The organism is Alkalihalobacillus pseudalcaliphilus (genome assembly GCF_028610675.1).
GTDB classification, from domain to species: Bacteria; Bacillota; Bacilli; order Bacillales; family Bacillaceae_D; genus Alkalihalobacillus; species Alkalihalobacillus pseudalcaliphilus.
On the sequence record NZ_JAQQWS010000004.1, the window covers coordinates 14,638 to 35,564 of the forward strand.

The following is a 20,927-nucleotide window of genomic DNA, read 5'->3' on the forward strand; positions in this document are numbered from 1 at the left end:
TTGTTAAAGTAATGTATATTAATAAGATTGAATTTAGGTTTTATACAATCAGTTGAAGAGCTTAAAAGGCTCTTTTCTTTCGAATATTAATGTATAAAAATAATTATACAAGTATGATTATTCAGTGGAGGGAACAAATCATGACAAAAAAGAAAGTAGTATTAGCGTATTCTGGGGGATTAGATACATCAGTAGCCATTAAGTGGCTTTCTGATCAAGGTTATGATGTTATTGCAGTAGGATTAGATGTTGGTGAAGGGAAAGATCTAGATTTTGTAAAACAAAAAGCATTGGACGTAGGTGCTATTGAATCATACTCAATCGATGCAAAAAAAGAGTTTGCTGAGGATTTTGTTTTACCTGCTCTACAAGCACATACGATGTATGAAGATAAATACCCATTGGTTTCAGCTTTATCTCGTCCGTTAATTTCTAAAAAGTTAGTTGAAATTGCGGAGCAGACGGGTGCATCAGCCGTTGCTCATGGATGTACAGGTAAAGGGAATGACCAAGTACGTTTTGAAGTATCCATTCAAGCACTAAATCCAAATTTAGAAGTGCTGGCACCGGTTCGTGAGTGGGCATGGTCTCGTGATGAAGAAATTGCTTATGCAAAAAAGAATCATATTCCGATTCCAATTGACCTTGATAACCCTTATTCAGTTGACCAAAACCTTTGGGGGCGTGCCAATGAATGTGGGATTTTAGAAGACCCTTGGGCTACACCTCCAGAAGGGGCTTATGAGTTAACAACAGCCTTAGAGCATACACCGGATACGGCAGATATCATTGAGATTGAATTTGAACAAGGTGTACCAGTAGCTATTAATGGGGTCAAATATCAATTAGATCAGTTAATTCTTTATTTGAATGATCTTGCAGGCAAACATGGGGTTGGACGTATTGACCATGTAGAAAACCGCTTAGTTGGAATTAAATCACGTGAAGTTTACGAGTGCCCTGGTGCGATGACATTGATTAAGGCACATAAAGAGTTAGAGGATATTACATTATCTAAAGAAGTAGCACATTTCAAACCAGTTATCTCAAAGAAACTTACAGAGCTTATTTATGATGGCTTATGGTTCTCGCCATTACAACCTGCTTTGTTAGCTTTCTTAAAAGAAACACAAAAGTCCGTAACTGGAGTTGTACGTGTAAAATTATTTAAAGGTCATGCGATTGTGGAAGGTCGTAAATCTCCTTATTCTTTATATGATGAAAAATTAGCTACGTACTCGACAGATGATGAGTTTGACCACAGTGCAGCCGTTGGTTTTATTTCTCTTTGGGGCTTAACTACAAAAGTACACAGCATGGTGAACAAGGAGAAAAAGGAGGTTACACTGTGACAAAGCTTTGGGGAGGACGCTTCACAAAAACAGCAGAGGAGTGGGTTGACGCGTTTGGAGCGTCAATCGGCTTCGACCAGAAGTTAGTGGATGAAGATATTGAAGGCAGTCTTGCTCATGTCACGATGCTTGGTAAGTGCGAAATCTTATCGAGCGAAGAGGTTGAGCTAATTAAAGGTGGATTAAATATCCTTCGTGAAAAAGCGAAAAAAGGTGAGTTAGAGTTTTCCGTTCACAATGAAGATATTCATTTAAATTTGGAGAAGTTTTTGATCGATGAAATCGGTCCCGTAGGTGGTAAACTTCATACAGGAAGAAGTAGAAATGACCAAGTGGCGACCGATATGCATTTATATCTACGTAATCAAACAGAAGAAATTATGAGTGCGGTTAAGAAACTCCAAGAGGCTATTGTATGTCAAGCCAATGATCATATTGAAACGTTAATTCCAGGTTATACGCATTTGCAGAGAGCACAGCCTGTTTCGTTTTCACATCATTTATTAGCTTATTTTTGGATGCTTGAGCGCGATTATAGCAGACTTTCAGATAGTCTTAAACGTGTAAATATCTCACCTTTAGGTGCTGGAGCCTTGGCAGGGACGACTTTTCCAATTGACCGAGAATATTCTGCTCAATTATTAGAGTTTGAAGGCATTTATGAAAATAGTCTTGATGCGGTTAGTGATCGAGATTTTATTGTCGAGTTTCTTGCAGCTTCTTCAACGTTAATGATGCATTTATCTCGTTTTGCAGAGGAGCTCATTTTATGGTCTTCCCAAGAGTTTCAATTCATAGAAATGGATGATACCTTTGCTACTGGTAGTAGTATTATGCCTCAGAAAAAGAACCCAGATATGGCTGAATTGATTCGTGGTAAAACAGGAAGAGTATACGGCAATCTGTTTTCCCTTTTAACAACCTTAAAAGGGTTGCCTCTGGCCTACAATAAGGACATGCAAGAGGATAAAGAGGGGATGTTTGATACCGTTGAGACTGTAAAAGGATCCTTACTTATCTTTGCAGGTATGATTGAGACGATGAAAGTCAAAGCTGAAGTGATGAATGAGGCGGTTCACCAAGACTTTTCAAACGCAACCGAATTGGCTGATTACCTTGCAACAAAAGGAATGCCATTCCGCGAAGCACATGAGGTTGTTGGTAAACTGGTTCTTACTGCCATCAATAAAGGTGTATTTTTATTAGAACTTCCATTTAGTGACTATAAAGATGCAAGTGACTTATTTGAAGAAGATATTTATGAGGTATTGCAGCCTAAGACAGTCGTTGCTAGAAGGAATAGTGCAGGTGGGACAGGGTTTGAACAAGTGAAAAAGGCATTAGCTAAAGCCCAATCGCTTTTATAAAATGTATAGGTAAATCAAGATATATTTGTACCGTTGACATTCTAGTGAGAAATGTCGACGGTTTTGTTTTGTGTATAAGTTACTTGGGTGATGTGCGAACATCGTACATTGCTACTGATACTCATACGACAAATGTGGCAGAGTTATATAAATAAGATTAATGACAACAACTCACCAAATATGATGCATCCAAGTTGTAGATAATCGTGATTCATGACAATTATAAGTGTTGTTTTGCGGTTACCAGACACTCCCTCTTATGTTTAAGCACATATGCCACATACTAAAAACTAAATTCTTTAAACAACCGTTTAAAAACGAATAAGAATGTATATGTCATTTTGAATTAAACTGTCTAGCCTTGTTCCATTTGATTTCTTTACATCTGAGAATGGTTTTGCGGCTAGTAGGCAATAAGTTCGTTCGTACGGCATTTAAGTATAAAATGGAGGAATTGACAATGAAAGAACACAAAACAACTCATTTTACTTATGTAGAAGAAGGAGAAAAAGAGGTTCATGAGCAGGTGATGGATATTTACCGTCAATGTGAAGGTGAACAAATGCCAAGTAAATCAGAATCTGGGGATGAGAATTCATTTCTATAAGTAAAGACGCAGAAGCCTTCTAAACATTAGCCATATATTTTTACAATTCCCAAAGTAAATAGTATGCTCATAATAAAGACAATAAATGGTTTGGGAGGCTCAATTTATGCGGCGTCATGCTTTTATTACAGCAGGAACAAAAGGACTTGGATTTCAAGTTTCTCGTGCTCTCTTATATAGAGGCTATTCTTTAACAATTACATATCATAAAGATATGGAAGCTGTTGAAAAGTTTAAGCAAGGTTGGCCAAATGATTTAGAGAGAATTCAATTTGTTCAAGCGGATGTCACGAAAAAACAAGATTTACACAATGCCATCAAAGAAGCATATGATCAGTTTGGAAGAATTGATATTCTAATCAATAATGCCGGACCATATATTTTTGAGCGGAAAAAGCTTGTTGATTACGAGGAAGAAGAATGGTATAGCATGATGGAAGGTAATTTAAGTGCTGTTTTTCACCTACTTCGTTCTGTAATTCCTATCATGAGAGAGCAAAAATTTGGTCGTATTGTTACGTATGGTTTTCAAGAGGCTAATTATGCACCAGGTTGGAAATATCGTTCTGCTTATGCAGCTGCAAAAGTAGGTGTGGTCTCATTAATGAAAACCGTCTCGATTGAGGAAGCTGAAAATGGCATTACCATCAACATGGTGAACCCAGGGAATATATTAGGCGAAATGAAAGAAGCCTCCATTGAACAAGCAAGAGAAAAACAAATGGAAGGTAATACCCCGATAGGACGTTCAGCGACAGGAGAAGATATCGCAAGAACCATATTATTTCTATGTGAAGACAATTCGGATATGATTACCGGTAGCGTTGTGGATGTAACGGGTGCAGTTGATGTTATTAATCGTGAACGTAAATGAATAGTTTAGAGATCTTTGTGTCACTTTAATCATTAGAGGTGGTACGAATGATTCAAGGACTAGTATTTCATCTTATTGTCACCATGACCTTATGTGGCGTATGTATTCATCCAGGGACCACGCTTGCAGCGACTCAACCATCGAAACCGACGAAAGTAGAAATTGAAATTAAAGCTGATGGTCAACATAAAGAATGGATATATGAGAACCCAATGAGGTATGTATTTGTTCATCGAACAGATCGAACGGAAGGCAAGAAGGCGAAAAAAGAAGTAGATGCTATGGTTCGATTTCTTCACCTTCATGAAAAGGCAAAGATGGAAGAAATGATTCCTTTATTAAGTAAAAAATATGCTCATTTAGAAAAGGTATCCATTCGTCTTATTTCTGAGAAGAATCAATTATATACGTGGACATGGGATTCTCAATTGAAAAAGGAGCTGAACAAAAATGAAAATCGGTATACCGAAGGAAATTAAAAATAATGAAAACCGAGTGGCTATGACTCCAGCAGGTGTTTTTGCCTTAAAACAAGCCGGCCATGAAGTATATGTAGAAAGGACAGCTGGGGAAGGTAGCGGTTTTTTGGATGCCGAATATGCTCAAGCGGGTGCGACCATCGTTCATACAGCTAAAGAAGCGTGGTCTTTTGAAATGGTCATGAAAGTAAAAGAGCCGATTGCTGAGGAATACCCATATTTTCGTGAGGGGTTAATTTTGTTTACGTATTTGCATTTAGCACCAGAGGTTGAGTTAACCAAAGCCCTTGTTGAAAAGAAAGTAATTGGTATTGCATATGAAACGGTTCAATTGCCTAATGGCAGTCTGCCGCTCTTAACACCAATGAGTGAAGTTGCAGGACGTATGGCTTCACAGATTGGGGCACAATTTTTAGAAAAATCTAAAGGTGGTAAAGGTGTTTTATTATCTGGAATACCTGGAGTTGAGCGTGCAAAGGTGACGGTTGTTGGTGGCGGGGTAGTTGGTACAAATGCAGCAAAGATTGCGATGGGATTAGGTGCAGATGTTACTTTGTTAGATCTTAATCCAGAGAGGTTACGACAGCTTGATGATTTATTTGGCAATCAATTGCACACGCTTATGTCAAATCCTTTTAATATTGACGAAGCGATCCGACGTTCTGATTTAGTGATTGGGGCCGTATTAATTCCAGGTGCTAAAGCTCCACGGTTAGTAAAAGAAGAAACAGTTAGAAATATGGAGCCGGGTTCAGTAATAGTTGATGTCGCCATTGACCAAGGTGGTATTTTTGAAACGGTTGATCGCGTAACAACTCATGATAACCCAACTTATGAAAAGCATGGAGTCGTTCATTATGCAGTTGCAAATATGCCAGGTGCTGTTCCTAGAACCTCTACAATGGGCTTAACGAATGTTACAATTCCATACGCTTTGCAACTCGCAAATAAAGGGTACCAAAAAGCTTGCTTGGACAATCCAGCGTTGCTTAAAGGTGTTAATACGCTTAATGGATATGTGACTTACGAAGCCGTCGCAGAAGCTCAAAACCTCGAATATAAAGATGCAAAAACGTTATTAAGTTAAAAAAGGTCAAAAAGCTATTCCACCGATGAGTATGTCACGGTGAGATAGCTTTTTTGTCTTATTTAATTATTTGCAGTTCCTTTGGAAATTGAGTTAAGCAAGTTGGTCCAGTTTGATCAATAAACATATCATCCTCAATTCGTACACCGCCTATGTTTGGTACATAAATACCTGGCTCAATGGTATAACACATTCCCGGCTTTAGAAGCATGGAATTTGTCGCATTAAGTGATGGCCATTCGTGAACATCTGTACCAAGTCCATGTCCGATACGATGAGGAAAATAAGAGCCATAGCCCTTTTCTTCAATCGTGGTTCGTGCTGCCTGATCGATACTTCCTAGCGTATTTCCGATCTTAGATGCCTCGATGGCAGCTAATTGTGCTGATAAAACCGTTTCGTAAATCTCGTGCTGTTTTTCTGAGACAGATTGAAAGGCAACGGTTCGAGTAATATCGGAACAATAACCTTCATATACAACACCGAGATCAAAAAGAACAAAGTCACCTGGTTGAACAGCATTTAATCCAGGCTTGCCATGTGGGTTAGCAGAATTGGCACCTGTTAATACGAGTGTATCAAAAGACATTTCTCTGATTCCTTTTTGTTTAAGCTCATATTCAATAGTTGCAATTAGCGCTAATTCTGTAGCACCTTTTTTAATGGCTTGAACCCCGACTTCTACCCCAAAATCAGCAAGCTTGGCTGCTTCTTGTAAGATGGCTCTTTCTTCTTGTGATTTTATTAATCTTGTTTGCAATAACACTTCCTCAAAATCTATGAGTTCATTATTTTGCTCTTCTAGCTCTTGGAGCGCTAAAGCTCTTTGGTAGGTAAGAATGCTAGCTTCTATTCCAATCCGTTCAGTACCAATTTGATTTGATTTTAAGTATGTATGAATCAATGACCATGGGTTATCGGTATCACTGTAACCTATTATTTCAGATTGCCAACCTACTTCTTTAATTAAATTTAGTTCCATGTTTGGAGCAATAACGACGGGAGCTCCATCTGCAGGGATGATCAATGCGACGAGGCGTTCATGAGGTTCGCAACGAAATCCCGTTAAATAAAATAGATTAGACTTTCCTTGGATAAATCCAAAATCGAGGTTTTGACTTTTTAAGGCTGTTTGGATATGTTGAATGCGTGATACGTTCATGTAGGTCATCCTTTCTATTGTGTTCCAAAAATTCTTTATCTTTAATCTATCATGAATTAGAAATGACTTAAAGTTTAGATTCGTTTAAAATGGGAATGTAGGGGAAAATAACGATTTCTATTTTAAGGAGCTGAAATGGTATGAAAGTTAGTTATCACGGACATTCAGTTGTCTTGATTGAAACGAAGGGTAAAAAAATTATCATTGATCCTTTTATTACAGGTAATGGCAATACAGATTTAAAAGCAGACGAAGTAGAAGTAGATGTCATCTTACTATCGCACGGGCATAATGATCATGTCGGTGATACGGTTGAATTGGCTAAGAAGCATGATGCGTTAGTAGTAGCTCCATTTGAACTAGCGACTTACTTAGAATGGCAAGGAGTCAAAACACATCCGTTGCATATTGGTGGTGCTTATCAGTTTGATTTTGGAAAAGTAAAATTAACTCAAGCTTTCCACGGCTCGTCTTACGAGATATCTGAAACGAAAGAAATTATATATACAGGTATGCCTGCAGGAATTTTATTTTCGGCTGAAGATAAAACCATTTATCACGCAGGCGATACCGGGTTATTTAGTGACATGAAGCTAATCGGTGAAAGAAATACGATAGATATTGCCTTTTTACCAATTGGTGATAACTTTACAATGGGGCCGGAAGATGCAGCGACAGCGGCAGACTGGGTACGTGCTAAAAAGGTTGTTCCGATGCATTACAATACATTTCCAGTCATCGAACAAGACGGACAAGCCTTTGCAGAATCACTATCAGGTGGACAGGGTCTATATTTAGAAGTCGGAGCAAGTGTTGAACTCTAAACGTTACTAAAGCGTTTCTTGAGCAATTAGATTTTTTTCTTGACTTAGGGTGTTTGATTAATTTTATTATACTTTGAATTCATTCTCGTGAATGTTAAAAGTATGGTATTAAGTGTTCGTTCATACCCAAGAGGACGAGTCATGCGGAGACTACGACACATATTGTCGTAAAGGGAGAGCAAGGACATTTTCGCCCTATTCAATTCAAAAAAGCTTTTCCAGAATGGTTTCATAAATATGAAGAAATCAAAAGAAAATAAGGATATTCACTCTCATAAATAGACCTGAGTAAAAAGCTTGGTCTATTTTTTTTGATCGTTCATAAGTTGGATAAAAAGGGGGAATGACGATGAAACAAAGATATTTTATATCTATATTGTTAGCCTCAATCCTACTCATTTATAGCTTTGACTATTTTTCTCTACAAGCAACAGGTCTTGAATTTTACTTTTTTTGTGCATGGATTGTTTTTGCAAGCCTTGTGATTGTTGGCAATGCTATTGGTCTGTTATATAAGAAAAATCTAACTGTACCTACTAGGGAAGTAGCTAAAGAACATTATCGTAGTAAGAGTTTACGAGAATATGGAAGATAGGGTTGATACACCACTCTAACAGAAGTATAATGTCATTAATACAGTTAAGTGAAGATGACGAAGAAGAAAGAGTGGTGGCTCTTTTTGCCAACAAAACATGAACAAATACTGACATTTATTTCAGAATTACCTGTAGGTTCGAAAATTTCCGTTCGTTTGATTGCGAAAGAGTTACAAGTTAGTGAAGGAACAGCTTATCGTGCCATTAAAGAAGCTGAAAACCGGGGACTCGTTAGTACAATTGAGCGGGTTGGAACGATTCGAATAGAAAAAAAGAAAAAAGAAAATATCGAGAAGTTGACTTATGCAGAAATTGTTAAAATCGTTGATGGACAAGTCTTAGGTGGTCGAGAGGGTTTACATAAGACATTAAATCGGTTTGTCATAGGGGCAATGAAATTAGATGCTATGATGCGTTATGTGGATGCGGGTAACTTACTAATAGTTGGTAACCGTTATAATGGTCATCAATTAGCATTAGAAGCAGGGGCAGCAGTACTCATTACAGGAGGATTTGATACAAGTGATGAGGTGATTGCTTTAGCAGATGAGCTTCAATTGCCAATTATCTCAACGAGTTATGATACGTTTACGGTTGCCGCTATGATCAATCGAGCGATCTATGATCAATTGATTAAGAAAGATATCGTTTTAGTGGATGATATACTCATTCAATTGCATGAGACATTTTATCTTTCAATTTCCGATCCCATTGAGAAATGGCGGGAATTTAATGTGAAAACGGGGCATTCTCGTTACCCGGTTATCGACGATCGAATGCGTGTTCAAGGAATGGTAACAGCTAAGGATGTCGTCGGTGTTGATAAGGATACCTTAGTTGGCAAAGTGATGACACCTCATCCAATTACCGTTGGCGAAGGGACATCAGTAGCGTCAGTTGCTCATATTATGGTGTGGGAAGGCATTGAACTACTTCCTGTCATAGATGCAGAGAAACGCTTTATCGGGATTGTAAGTAGACAGGACGTCTTAAAGGCTTTACAAATGGCACAAAGACAACCGCATGTTGGAGAAACGATTGAGGATATCGTAACAAGTCGTTTTAGTGAAATTAAGGGCGAAGAGATTTATTCATGTGAAGTTACTCCACAAATGACCAATCAACTTGGGACGATTTCACATGGGGTGATGACGACATTAGTGACAGAAGCGGGTCGTCGTGTTTTAAGGAAATATAAACGAGGAAACCTAGTTTTAGAAAATCTAACCTTATACTTCCTAAAGCCTGTTCAAATTGATAGTGTCATCAAAATTAAACCTAAAATTTTAGAAATCGGACGCAAGCATGGGAAAATAGATGTTGAAATGTATGACGGTGATGACTTAGTGAGTAAAGCCTTACTCATGGCACAAATTATTGATTAAAAGAGCTTCGATTTCATCGAACATTTTTTATACATAAGATAAGCCATGGCTATAAAAGCCACGGCTTTACTTAATTTTGTTCAAGTTGTGGGATATAATGTAGATAGGCTTTATATCCATGGTAAGCGTTATAGGCACCAATAATCGTGAAAATAATACCAATAAATAGTTCAAGAATACTTCTATATCCAACGATAAAGTTCAAACCAAAAGCGGCCATAAACATTCCTAAAGAAAGGCTTGCTTTCGATTGATAAATTCGATTCACTAATGGTTCCTTTGCCCGTAATTGTTTTACTTTGTTAAATAAAAAGAAAACGAAGGCAATGACGATAATGATCATAAAAATTTTAGTTAATGAGTCAGCCATAGAAAACGGCTCCTTCCTAATTCAAGCTTTCATAATTACACTTCATATTGTAACGGTTTCACTAACAAAATGCTAGCATCGCCTCATGTCAATATCGTGAACCATCTTAACATAGACAATAGGCAAAGTCTGAATGAAAAGAAACGAGGAATGAAAAATGTTAAATCAGATTATCGAGAAAATAGAAGTGGCAGAAACGATTATTATTCACAGGCATGTCAGGCCAGATCCGGATGCATTAGGTTCGCAAATCGGACTAAAGAAACTTTTAACCAATGTATATCCAGCTAAAAAAGTATATGCAGTAGGTGAAGTGGAGGAGTCTTTGCTATTTATTGGCGAGATGGATCAAGTTGAAGACGAGGTTTATCAAAATGCTTTAGTGCTTATTTTAGATACCGCCAATCAAGAGCGTATCAGTGATGAACGTTACAAATTAGCCAAATCGGTCATCAAGATTGATCACCATCCAGCAGAAGACCAGTACGGGGATATTAATTGGGTCGATACGTATGCAAGTTCAACGAGTGAGATGATTGTGTCTTTAATTGAAAGCAGTGAGAAGTATGATTCCAAATTGGATTCAGAGGTTGCTTTTCCTCTTTACGCAGGGATAGTTGGAGATACGGGGCGTTTTATGTATAATAATACAACTCAAACCACACATGAACGTGCTGGTAAACTGATTGCAGCGGGGGTAGACCAGCCAAGCTTTTATTCACAGCTCCACAAGAAATCATTGACGACATCAAGACTCGAAGGTTATGTTCTTCAACATTTTATCTTCCATGAGAATGAGGGGGTTGGAGAAATGAGAATTACAGCGGATACTTTACAATCATTTGGAGTAACTGCCAATGAATCTTCACAATTGGTTAATGTTTTTTCACAGGTTGAAGGGATGAAGGCCTGGGTGTTTTTTGTAGAGGATGAGGACAAGATTAGAGTTCGTCTACGTTCAAAGGGGCCAGTAATTAATACGTTAGCCCAAAAGTTTAATGGTGGTGGTCACCCGATGGCTTCTGGTGCAACGGTTTATAGCTTTGAAGAAGCAGATGCATTAATCAAGCAATTAAAGGAATTATGCGGGCAAAACTAAAAAGATAAAGAGCCTACCTTTAGCTATTAGAGGTGGGCTCTATATGGATTTCTATCGTGAAATGGAGCGTTGTTGAAAATGAGTCACCGATTATCCTGAAGCGGTAATTCCGTTCATTAACTACATAGGTCTTATTTTCGATCGTTCGATAAATAAGTTCTCTTGCTTGGAAGACAGATTCAATGCTATTGCCTTTGACGTCACTAATTTGGTCAAGGGCTTGATGCCGTAAATCATGAATCGTTAGTTGACTAAGTTTTAATGCTTTATCATTAGAAAAGTTAATTTCAATTTCTTGTACGGTTAGTTTATTTTTATTGTCTTCATTCTGTTTAACCTGGTCGTTTTTCAATTGTTCTATATCTTCTTGTAAGTGGATAATTTCATCTTCCTGTGTTTTAATTTTGACAATCATGTGATCATATACTTTTCCGTAATGATTAAGAAAAAAAGCCCAACCAATTAATACACCGATGGTAATTCCTGCAAAAAAGCGTTGCCAGCCAGGTCGTAAATAATATGGCGGAACCCGCATTAGTGCTCACCGCCAACAATCCATAAGATAATAACCGTACCTGCTTGAGCACCACCAAAGGCAGTGAATAACATCATAAATGTTCTGAATATATCTTCATGTAATCCTGCAAAGAGACCGCGTTCAATGCTTGTAATGGCATCAAATGAACCACCAATTGCTGCAACGATCGCCCATATTTTTAAAGAACTAGCCAGGTTTTTCATCTCATCTAATGGCGCCTTTCCTACTAAAAAAGCTCCAAGACTGCCAATGATAGCACCACCAATAATGACTCCAAAAGCGACAAAGAAAACATCAACAAGGGTTGAAAGTAATTCACGAGTCATAATTCTCATCCTTCCAAAACATCTAAATAGCTTGTTTCTATCAATATATGGTCAGGGAGTGGACAAATATGCAAAGACTTTTTCATTACCCGAAAAAAGGATTATAATAGACCTGCGAAATAAACGTATTTGAATAAGACCATCCGTAGTAATGAATCGCCCATAACTAACTTTCATAATAAAAGAGAGGAGGATTTACATGCAGCTACTTCATACAAATGTTTATAGCGAATACAGTTTAATGCAGTCAACGAACCGAATGAACGAATTAGTAAAACGTGCTAAGCAATTAGGTTATGAAGCAATTGCATTAACTGACCATCATCACATGTATGGTGTAATCCCATTCTATCAAGCTTGTCTCAAGCAAAATATACAACCAATTATCGGTCTGGAAATTACCGTAAAATCTAATGACCAAGCGATTCCTTTTCTTTTAAGACTATTGGCCAAATCGTTTAAAGGTTACCAATCATTAGTCAAGCTCGCGACAATCTTAGGATTAAAAGATAAAAAAGACAGTTACATAATGATGCCTGACCTGTACCGCTATGTGGAGGAATGTTTTGTGATTATCCCGTATTATGATGGGCCTCTTGGTTCATTGCATGAAAACGAAGACCGTCATGTAGCTGTGCAATGGCTCAAGACGAATTTACCTTCATCTTTTATACAAGAAGAAAACATTTTATTAGAGATCAGTGGGCAGACCGAACAAGATCGGCTTCTGCACGAGCGAATCATCTCGTTGGAGCAACTAGGGAAGTGGCGAGCTATAGTGGGATGGCCTGTACGATTTTTACACCAAGATGACGTATCAGGAGCGATTGTACTAAAAGGGATTGATGCGGGCACACCTTTCCAGCGCATTGAAACTCCTCGTTATTTCAAGCACGCCTACTTACCGGAGCTTGATCAGTTTCATCAACAAGTCCCATACTTAGCAGCTTATGAAGTAATGGCGGAAGTTATTTCACAATGCCAGATTCATTTGCCATTAGAAGAAACGAAAATGCCTAAATATCCATTAAAGGAAGACGAAGCTCCACACACCTTTTTAACTCAGCTTTGTGAAGAAGGCTTGAAAAAGAGGTATATAAACCCTTCAGTTGAAGCAAATGAGAGATTAGCTTATGAATTATCTGTCATCCATAAGATGGGCTTTACTGATTATTTTCTAGTTGTTTGGGATTTTATTCGTTATGCGAAAGAGCAAGGCATTATGGTCGGTCCGGGTCGAGGATCAGCAGCAAGTTCGATTGTTGCTTATACGCTCTCTATTACAGAGATAGACCCGTTAAAGTATGAGTTATTATTTGAACGGTTTTTAAATCCGCAAAGACAATCATTTCCCGATATTGATGTCGACTTTCCTGATCACCGCCGGGATGAAGTGATTGAATATGTACAAAAAAAATACGGCAAAAACCATGTAGCTCAAATTTTGACATTTGGTACGTTTGCAGCTAGGGCAGCTCTACGTGATGTTGGAAAAGTGTTAGGTATTCATGCTTTTGAAATCGATCGAGCAGCCAAAATGGTTCCTTCCCGACCAGGTATTACAATAACGAAGGCACTTGAACAATCAACGGATTTACACGATTTGTTCCAGCAATCCGACAAACATAAACAGTGGTTATATTTAGTTGAGAAGATTGAAGGCTTGCCAAGACATACTTCAACCCACGCTGCAGGAGTTATTATTAGCCAACAAAGATTAACCGAACTGATTCCCTTACAAGCGGGGCAACAAGATATCTATTTAGCTCAAGCAACCATGAATGTGTTAGAAGAGAGTGGTTTTGTTAAATTCGACTTTTTAGGGTTACGTAATTTAACGATGTTAGAACGAATTGTGAAGGCTATTAAAGTTTTTGAAGGTAAGAACATTGATTTATTACAATTACCATTAGATGATACAGACGTTTTTAAAGGGCTAGCAGCAGGGAAGACGACAGGTGTTTTCCAATTAGAATCAGATGGAATGAGACAAGTTCTTACACAGCTTCAGCCAAATCGCTTCGAGGATATCGTTGCAGTTAATGCCTTATATCGGCCTGGTCCGATGGATTTTATTCCAACTTATATTAAGGGAAAGCATCACCCCAATGAAAAAATCGACTATCTTCATCCTGACTTAGAACCGATATTAGCTCCAACATATGGGGTTATTGTTTATCAGGAGCAGATTATTCAAATTGCCGTACAGCTGGCCGGTTACAGCTACGCAGAGGCCGATATTTTAAGAAGGGCCATTAGCAAAAAGAAAAAAGAGACGATGCTTGCTGAAAAGCAACACTTTATTGAAGGTGCGTTGGAGTCGGGCTATGAGGTTCAGGTGGCCAAAGCAATCTTTGATTTAATTGAACGCTTTGCCAATTACGGATTTCCAAAAAGTCACGCAGTCGCCTATAGTATGATAAGTTACCAGCTTAGTTATTTAAAAGTTCACTATCGATCTGCTTTTTATGCTGCTTTATTTTCCGGTTCTACCCATCATAAGGAGAAATTAGCCGAATATATTCAAGAGGCCAAAAGAGAGGGTGTTGAGATTTACCCACCTTCTTTAAAAAAGGGCTCTGTTCTCTTTTCGCTTGAGAAAGCAGGAATTCGAATTGGCTTACTATCGATTGAACATGTTGGTTATCAAGCGGCCAAGTATCTGGTTGAGCTTGATGACAAATCAAATATTCGAGATTTATTTGATTTAGTCGTAAAAGTTGACCATAAAATAATCAATAAAAAAGTTGTCGAGGGTCTCATAAAAACGGGAGCTCTAGATGAGTTTCAAAAAGATCGTGCCATCTTATTAGCGAATGTGGATCATGCTTTTGATTATGGAAGTAAGGTGCAAGATTTTGAAGCGGAAATGGAAGGTTTATTTACCTTATCACTTGAAAAACCAGACTACTTCATGCAGGAACCACTTACACCTATAGAGAAATTAGAATATGAGCAAGAGGCATTAGGATTTTATTTATCTGGACACCCTGTTCTCCAATATGAAGAGCATTTTCACCATTATCGCCGTCTCACCATTGAAGAGATGAAAAAGGCTAGTAATTCGGTATGTAGGCTTGCCGTACTCATCATGAGTGTTAAGCAAATAAAAACAAAAAAAGGAGAACCTATGGCATTTGTAGAGGTAAGTGATGAATCTAACCAAATTTCTGCTGTTGTTTTTCCTTCTATTTGGAAGCAACATTATGAATTGATTCAACCAGGTAATTTAATATTTGTTGAGGGTAAGCGTGATCAATCAAGGCAAAATGAGCAGTTCATTATGAACAAGGTAATGATGCTTGAAAGTTTACAGAAATCTTGAATGGAATAAAAAAATTGATCCTCGATGAGGAAGTCTTATAATTGCGTCATGAAAGGATTTCTTTTATTGAGAAACCATTTTTGTTCATTAAAAAACCACCTGCTTTAAGAAGAAGGGGTTGGCTAATTACTATACAATCATTTATAATGATTATGTTTTAGTGGTCAGACCAGTGCGGAAGTTCCATCAAATGGTACAAAATGCAGGAGAAAATAAGGAGAGTGACCGTTGTGTCCACATTAAAAGAAGAAGCATTACACATACACCGTATTAATCAGGGGAAACTCGAATCGAAATCCAAAGTTCCAGTTAAGAATGCCAATGATTTAAGCTTAGCGTATTCTCCTGGGGTGGCTGAGCCATGTAAAGAAATATTTGAAGACGTTGAATCTGTTTATGAATATACAATGAAAGGTAATATGGTTGCCGTTGTAAGTAATGGTACGGCCGTATTAGGTTTGGGTAATATTGGACCAGAAGCATCTTTACCTGTTATGGAAGGGAAGGCTGTGTTATTTAAGTCTTTTGCTGGGGTTGATGCATTTCCGATTTGCTTACGTTCAACGGATGTTGATCAGATCGTTGAAACCGTCAAATTATTAGAACCAACTTTTGGTGGTGTTAACCTTGAGGATATCGCTGCACCAAGTTGTTTTATTATTGAAGAACGTTTAAAGAAAGAAGCGAATATTCCTGTGTTTCATGATGACCAACACGGAACAGCGATTGTGACACTTGCCGGATTAATCAATGCTTTAAAGATTACAGGTAAGAAAATGTCGGAAATTAAGGTTGTTGCTAATGGCGCGGGTGCTGCAGGTATTGCTATTATAAAATTATTACGTAATATGGGCGTCCGAGATATTATTATGTGTGATTCAAAAGGTGCTATTTTTGAAAATCGACCTTATGGTATGAACGATGTTAAAGCAGAAGTTGCCAAATATACGAACATGAATCAAAAAGAAGGCTCTTTGGGTGATGTAATAGAAGGTGCTGATGTATTCATTGGTGTTTCAGTTGCTGGTGCATTAACAAAAGAAATGATTGAAACGATGAATGCTGATCCGATTATATTTGCGATGGCTAATCCAGACCCTGAGATTATGCCAGCTGACGCAAAAGCAGCAGGTGCAAGCGTGATTGGCACAGGGCGTTCCGATTTTCCTAATCAGGTAAACAATGTCCTTGCTTTCCCTGGAATTTTCCGTGGTGCCTTAGATGTTCGTGCCACACATATTAATGAAGAGATGAAGGTAGCGGCTGTTCATGCGATTGCTGAACTAGTTACTGACGCTGAATTATCGACTGATTATGTTATCCCGGCACCATTTGATCCACGAGTGGCACCAGCTGTGGCAGCGGCAGTTGCGAAGGCTGCAATGGAAACAGGTGTTGCGAGGAAAAAGTTGGACCCAGCTGCAGTGGCTGAAAAAACAAGAAAATTAGCGATCATTGGGAATGACGATCAATAAATGCAACGGAGACGTGAGTGGAAATGACGAACCAACCATCTAAACGCTTTATTGATGTGATCGAGCAGCTTCATCAGTTCATTTTAGATGAAGGTATAAGTAGTGGCGATAAGCTGCCATCTGAACGAGTGCTCAGTGAACGTTTAGGTGTTGGTCGTTCTTCTGTTCGTGAAGCCTTAAGAGCACTTGAACTTCTTGATTTAATTGAAACGAAACGAGGTGAGGGGACTTTCCTGAGTGCATCTGGAAGTCACCGCCTCGTTGATATTATATTGCTATATATGTTAAAAGATGACCAAGCTAGACAGGATTTGGGTGAGACGCGATTATTAATTGAATTAGATGCGGTTCGCTTAGCGGTGGATCGAATCTCTGAAGCTGATTTTTTCAAGTTAGAAGACATTTATCAACAGCAGTTCAAGAACCCCCATGAGACTGATTTGGATCATCATTTTCATAAGATTTTAGTTACAGCCTCTAATAATAAACTATTAATTAATATATGGAATTCTTTAGTGGATTTTCATCAAGCGTCTTTTTTTACAGGAAATTTAGTAGCAGATCCTAAAAAAAAGCTCGAAGATCATCGAATGATATTGACTTTATTACGTGAAAAGAACAAAAGTAATCTCCTTTCCTTACTAGAAGAACACTTAAAAAAAGACCATTTCTAAGAGTTAGTCACATCATATTTATTAAATAAAGCATGTTTTATATAGCTTGACCATATGATAGATTAAGAATTTCTGAAAGAGTTGGCGATATAAAAATGGTTAACGAATGAGGTGCAGCCATGAATATTAAAGGACTATTTACCAAAAAGAAACGCTATGCCACAATTCCATCTGAGCGAGCGAAACAAGAAGTTCCAGAAGGCTTAATGACAAAATGTCCTTCGTGTCGAACAATTATGTATACAAAGGAATTAAAAAAGAACTTACTTGTTTGTGCCTCTTGTGGACATCACCACCGCATGAGTGGTTATGAGCGATTGGAAAGTATATTCGATGAAGGTATATTTAAAGAGTTTGATCGTGGAATTACAAGTGTGAATCCACTGCAATTCCCTGATTATGAGAAGAAACTTGAAGCGGTTCAGAAAAAGACAGGCTTACAAGAAGGGGTTGTATCTGCTGAGGGATTAATCTGCGGATATCCAGCTATTGTAGCCGTAATGGATGCTAGATTTATTATGGGAAGTATGGGTTCAGCTGCCGGTGAGAAGCTAACAAGGGCAATTGAAGCAGCAATCGAACAAAAGAAACCAATCATTATCTTTTCTGCATCTGGTGGTGCGAGAATGCAAGAAGGTGTTTTGAGTTTAATGCAAATGGCTAAGACAAGTGCCGCTCTCGAGAAGTTAAACCGAGCCGGTGGTTTGTTTGTTTCAGTCATTACGCACCCGACAACAGGTGGGGTTTCTGCTAGCTTTGCATCATTAGGTGACTATAATTTTGCTGAACCTAAAGCTTTAATCGGCTTTGCTGGTCGTCGCATTATTGAACAAACCATTCGAGAAGAGCTTCCAGAAGACTTCCAAACGGCAGAATTTCTTTTAGAGCATGGTCAATTAGATCAAGTTATTCCTCGTCATAAGCTAAAAGAGACGTTAGGCACATTATTAGATATACATCAACCACAAGTATAATGAGGAGGTGCAATGGATGGCGGCAGAATTAAAGTTTGAGAAACCTATTATTGAACTTAAAAATAAAATTAATGAGTTACGTACGTTTACAGAAGAAAAGGAAATTGACCTTTCTGATGAAATTATGAAGCTCGAAAAAAGATTACATGAATTAGAGAAAGAGATTTATGGTAATTTACAGCCATGGGAACGGGTACAAATAGCTCGTCATACCGATCGTCCAACAACGCTCGATTATATCTCAAATATTTTTACTGACTTTCTTGAGATGCATGGTGATCGACTGTATGGAGACGACCCTGCTATTGTTGGTGGGATTGCGAAGTTTAAAGGAAAGGCTGTTACCGTTATCGGCCAGCAGCGTGGGAAAGATACGAAAGATAATATTTATCGTAATTTTAGCATGCCTCACCCGGAGGGTTATCGTAAGGCTTTACGTTTAATGAAGCAAGCGGATAAATTTAGGCGTCCTATCATTTGTTTTATTGATACGAAAGGTGCTTACCCTGGGAAAGAAGCAGAGGAACGTGGGCAAAGTGAAGCAATTGCTAGGAATTTATTAGAGATGGCCGGTTTACGCGTACCTGTCATTTGTATTGTAATCGGTGAAGGTGGTAGTGGTGGTGCTCTAGCATTAGGGGTAGGAAACCACATCCACATGTTGGAGAATTCAACGTATTCCGTCATTTCACCTGAGGGTGCGGCTGCCCTTCTTTGGAAGGATGCGAGTCTAGCTCAAAAAGCGGCAGCAACGATGAAGATTACGGCTCCTGATTTAAAAGAACTAGGAATTATCGATGAGATTATTAGAGAAGTTAAAGGTGGAGCACACCGAAATGTGGAAGAACAGGCGAAGTTAATCGGTGGAGTTATTGAAAAATCACTACATGAATTATCACTGTTTACCGAGGAACAATTACTTGAAAAACGGTACGAAAAGTTCAAAAACATCGGTGAATTTAATGATAATACCGAAGGAAATAACGTGCATTAATTGGGTACTTTCTATTCTTAGAGAGTACTTTTTATTTGTTAAAGGTACACTATATTTGGTGGCAAAAACCCGATTATATCAATATTTTAAGAAAATACGGCTTTTGTCATATTTTCTTGCCGATCCTTATTGTATTTATGATCAGGTAGTGGTATTTTTAGGGGGAAATTGAGGTATTTCTATTTAATATACTACACTAATAAAATGCTCTCAGAATGTTAAGAAACACTAGAAAAAAGTAACAGGTTTTGAGTGTTACTAGAGACGGGAAATATAAAAATGAGTTATTTATGTAGTAGGAGGTTATCGCTATGAAAAGAATAGGGGTATTAACAAGTGGAGGAGATTCTCCAGGTATGAACGCAGCCATTCGTGCAGTAGTCAGAAAGGCTATCTTTCATGGATTGGAAGTATACGGGGTTAAGTATGGCTATGCGGGATTAATCGCAGGAGATATTCATAAAATGGAGTTAGGCTCTGTTGGTGATATCATTCATCGAGGTGGGACGATGTTATATACCGCTCGATGTGAGGAGTTTAAAACACTTGAGGGTCAGCTAAAAGGAATAGAACAATTAAAGAAACACGGTATTGATGGTCTTGTCGTTATTGGAGGAGATGGTTCTTTCCAAGGTGCTAAAAAGTTAACAGAGCATGGTTTTCCAACGATTGGAGTGCCAGGAACCATTGATAATGATATACCAGGAACTGACTATACGATTGGCTTTGATACGGCTTTAAATACTATTATTGAAGCGATTGATAAAATTCGTGATACAGCGACTTCACATGAGCGCACGTATGTCATTGAAGTGATGGGAAGACATGCTGGAGACCTTGCTTTATGGGCTGGTTTAGCTGATGGTGCTGAAACTATTTTAATCCCAGAAGCAGATTATGACATGGATCAAATCGTCAATCGTTTAAAGCGAGGACAAGAGCGAGGTAAAAAACACAGTATTATTATCGTTGCTGAAGGTGTTGGCAATGGCTTTAGTTTCGGAAAGAAAATTAGTGATGCGATTAACATGGAAACACGTGTAACTGTATTAGGTCATATTCAACGAGGTGGTTCGCCAACAGCTTCTGACCGTGTATTAGCCAGTCGATTAGGTGCGATGGCGGTTGATTTATTATTAAAAGGCGAAGCTGGTGTAGCTGTAGGTATTCAAAAAAACCAACTTGTATATCATAGTATAGAGGAAATCTTAGCACAGAAACATGAAATTGACTTAGATATGTACAAGCTATCACAGGAACTATCTATTTAAAAGTAAAGAAAGAGCATCTACCGAAGGGTGTTAATTACTAGCTACATCGAATAAAAGTGTAGTTTTGCTCTTTAACGGGTGGCTTTTCATGCATAAACGGTTTTGAGGATTCTCACACTTTGCCGTAGCCCCGCCACTTTTTAGGAAA

The 20,927-nt window shown here is 38.2% G+C and carries 20 protein-coding genes and 1 pseudogene; 17 read left to right on the top strand and 4 right to left on the bottom strand.

Features of this window, described 5'->3' with window-relative positions; genetic code table 11:
- Nucleotides 1-140 precede the first annotated feature (140 nt).
- The 6 genes from PQ479_RS10155 (at nucleotide 141) to ald (ending at nucleotide 5,766) form a co-directional block, all read left to right on the top strand.
- Nucleotides 141-1,352 carry an argininosuccinate synthase gene (locus tag PQ479_RS10155; RefSeq protein ID WP_047990230.1) on the top strand — a complete coding sequence of 404 codons (1,212 nt, stop codon included), beginning with the start codon at nucleotides 141-143 and terminating at the stop codon, nucleotides 1,350-1,352.
- Nucleotides 1,349-2,719 carry an argininosuccinate lyase gene (gene argH, locus PQ479_RS10160; RefSeq protein ID WP_047990231.1) on the top strand — a complete coding sequence of 457 codons (1,371 nt, stop codon included), beginning with the start codon at nucleotides 1,349-1,351 and terminating at the stop codon, nucleotides 2,717-2,719. Before PQ479_RS10155 ends, argH begins: the two co-directional genes overlap by 4 nt.
- Before the next feature lie 460 nt (nucleotides 2,720-3,179).
- Nucleotides 3,180-3,326, top strand: a complete 147-nt coding sequence (locus PQ479_RS10165; RefSeq protein WP_273716966.1) for a hypothetical protein — start codon at nucleotides 3,180-3,182, stop codon at nucleotides 3,324-3,326.
- Between the two features lie 106 nt (nucleotides 3,327-3,432).
- A complete protein-coding gene (locus tag PQ479_RS10170) occupies nucleotides 3,433-4,200 on the top strand; it encodes an SDR family oxidoreductase (protein WP_337957094.1) in 768 nt (255 codons plus the stop codon).
- A gap of 47 nt (nucleotides 4,201-4,247) precedes the next feature.
- On the top strand, nucleotides 4,248-4,679 hold the full coding sequence (locus PQ479_RS10175; protein WP_047990233.1) for a hypothetical protein: 432 nt from the start codon (nucleotides 4,248-4,250) through the stop codon (nucleotides 4,677-4,679).
- Entirely contained in the window at nucleotides 4,651-5,766 is a 1,116-nt protein-coding gene (gene ald / locus PQ479_RS10180) for an alanine dehydrogenase (RefSeq protein ID WP_047990234.1), read from the top strand. Before PQ479_RS10175 ends, ald begins: the two co-directional genes overlap by 29 nt.
- Nucleotides 5,767-5,824: 58 nt before the next feature.
- Here ald and PQ479_RS10185 read toward each other — a convergent pair whose 3' ends face one another.
- Nucleotides 5,825-6,928 (bottom strand): M24 family metallopeptidase, encoded by a 1,104-nt coding sequence (locus PQ479_RS10185; RefSeq protein ID WP_047990235.1) that lies wholly within the window; start codon nucleotides 6,926-6,928, stop codon nucleotides 5,825-5,827.
- Nucleotides 6,929-7,068: 140 nt separating this feature from the next.
- On the opposite strand from PQ479_RS10185, the gene PQ479_RS10190 reads away from it, so the two are divergent.
- From PQ479_RS10190 to PQ479_RS10205, 4 genes and pseudogenes are all read left to right on the top strand, one after another.
- Nucleotides 7,069-7,752, top strand: a complete 684-nt coding sequence (locus PQ479_RS10190; protein WP_047990236.1) for a metal-dependent hydrolase — start codon at nucleotides 7,069-7,071, stop codon at nucleotides 7,750-7,752.
- A 149-nt stretch (nucleotides 7,753-7,901) separates the two neighbouring features.
- A pseudogene (locus PQ479_RS10195) lies at nucleotides 7,902-8,012 on the top strand (acyl-CoA thioesterase); the annotation flags it as partial.
- Nucleotides 8,013-8,101: 89 nt separating this feature from the next.
- Entirely contained in the window at nucleotides 8,102-8,347 is a 246-nt protein-coding gene (locus PQ479_RS10200; protein ID WP_047990237.1) for a hypothetical protein, read from the top strand.
- 84 nt (nucleotides 8,348-8,431) lie between these two features.
- Entirely contained in the window at nucleotides 8,432-9,733 is a 1,302-nt protein-coding gene (locus PQ479_RS10205) for a DRTGG domain-containing protein (RefSeq protein ID WP_047990238.1), read from the top strand.
- Between the two features lie 70 nt (nucleotides 9,734-9,803).
- On the opposite strand, the gene PQ479_RS10210 is transcribed toward PQ479_RS10205, so the two are convergent.
- Nucleotides 9,804-10,103 carry a YtpI family protein gene (locus PQ479_RS10210; protein WP_047990239.1) on the bottom strand — a complete coding sequence of 100 codons (300 nt, stop codon included), beginning with the start codon at nucleotides 10,101-10,103 and terminating at the stop codon, nucleotides 9,804-9,806.
- Nucleotides 10,104-10,260: 157 nt separating this feature from the next.
- Here PQ479_RS10210 and PQ479_RS10215 point away from each other — a divergent pair, with 157 nt between their 5' ends.
- Complete coding sequence (locus PQ479_RS10215; RefSeq protein WP_047990240.1) at nucleotides 10,261-11,202, top strand: DHH family phosphoesterase; 942 nt, start codon at nucleotides 10,261-10,263, stop codon at nucleotides 11,200-11,202.
- Nucleotides 11,203-11,221: 19 nt separating this feature from the next.
- On the opposite strand, the gene ytrI is transcribed toward PQ479_RS10215, so the two are convergent.
- Both ytrI and PQ479_RS10225 read right to left on the bottom strand, forming a co-directional pair.
- Nucleotides 11,222-11,737 (bottom strand): sporulation membrane protein YtrI, encoded by a 516-nt coding sequence (gene ytrI / locus PQ479_RS10220; RefSeq protein WP_047990241.1) that lies wholly within the window; start codon nucleotides 11,735-11,737, stop codon nucleotides 11,222-11,224.
- The gene (locus tag PQ479_RS10225; RefSeq protein WP_047990242.1) at nucleotides 11,737-12,066 is read right to left on the bottom strand and encodes a YtrH family sporulation protein; all 330 of its coding nucleotides are present in this window, start codon (nucleotides 12,064-12,066) and stop codon (nucleotides 11,737-11,739) included. The genes ytrI and PQ479_RS10225 overlap by 1 nt, the downstream gene beginning before the upstream one ends.
- A gap of 199 nt (nucleotides 12,067-12,265) precedes the next feature.
- Between PQ479_RS10225 and dnaE the strand changes: the two genes are divergently transcribed.
- The 6 genes from dnaE to pfkA all read left to right on the top strand — a co-directional run bounded on the left by dnaE (nucleotide 12,266) and on the right by pfkA (nucleotide 20,779).
- The gene (gene dnaE, locus PQ479_RS10230) at nucleotides 12,266-15,391 is read left to right on the top strand and encodes a DNA polymerase III subunit alpha (RefSeq protein WP_053070509.1); all 3,126 of its coding nucleotides are present in this window, start codon (nucleotides 12,266-12,268) and stop codon (nucleotides 15,389-15,391) included.
- Between the two features lie 230 nt (nucleotides 15,392-15,621).
- Complete coding sequence (gene ystJ / locus PQ479_RS10235; protein WP_047990243.1) at nucleotides 15,622-16,866, top strand: NADP-dependent malic enzyme; 1,245 nt, start codon at nucleotides 15,622-15,624, stop codon at nucleotides 16,864-16,866.
- 23 nt (nucleotides 16,867-16,889) lie between these two features.
- Complete coding sequence (locus tag PQ479_RS10240; RefSeq protein ID WP_047990497.1) at nucleotides 16,890-17,540, top strand: FadR/GntR family transcriptional regulator; 651 nt, start codon at nucleotides 16,890-16,892, stop codon at nucleotides 17,538-17,540.
- Nucleotides 17,541-17,659: 119 nt separating this feature from the next.
- Nucleotides 17,660-18,514: an acetyl-CoA carboxylase, carboxyltransferase subunit beta gene (gene accD / locus PQ479_RS10245; protein ID WP_047990244.1), complete on the top strand. Its 855-nt coding sequence runs from the start codon at nucleotides 17,660-17,662 to the stop codon at nucleotides 18,512-18,514.
- Between the two features lie 16 nt (nucleotides 18,515-18,530).
- A complete protein-coding gene (gene accA / locus PQ479_RS10250; RefSeq protein ID WP_047990245.1) occupies nucleotides 18,531-19,508 on the top strand; it encodes an acetyl-CoA carboxylase carboxyl transferase subunit alpha in 978 nt (325 codons plus the stop codon).
- Between the two features lie 311 nt (nucleotides 19,509-19,819).
- Nucleotides 19,820-20,779 (top strand): 6-phosphofructokinase, encoded by a 960-nt coding sequence (gene pfkA / locus PQ479_RS10255; RefSeq protein WP_047990246.1) that lies wholly within the window; start codon nucleotides 19,820-19,822, stop codon nucleotides 20,777-20,779.
- Nucleotides 20,780-20,927 lie beyond the last annotated feature (148 nt).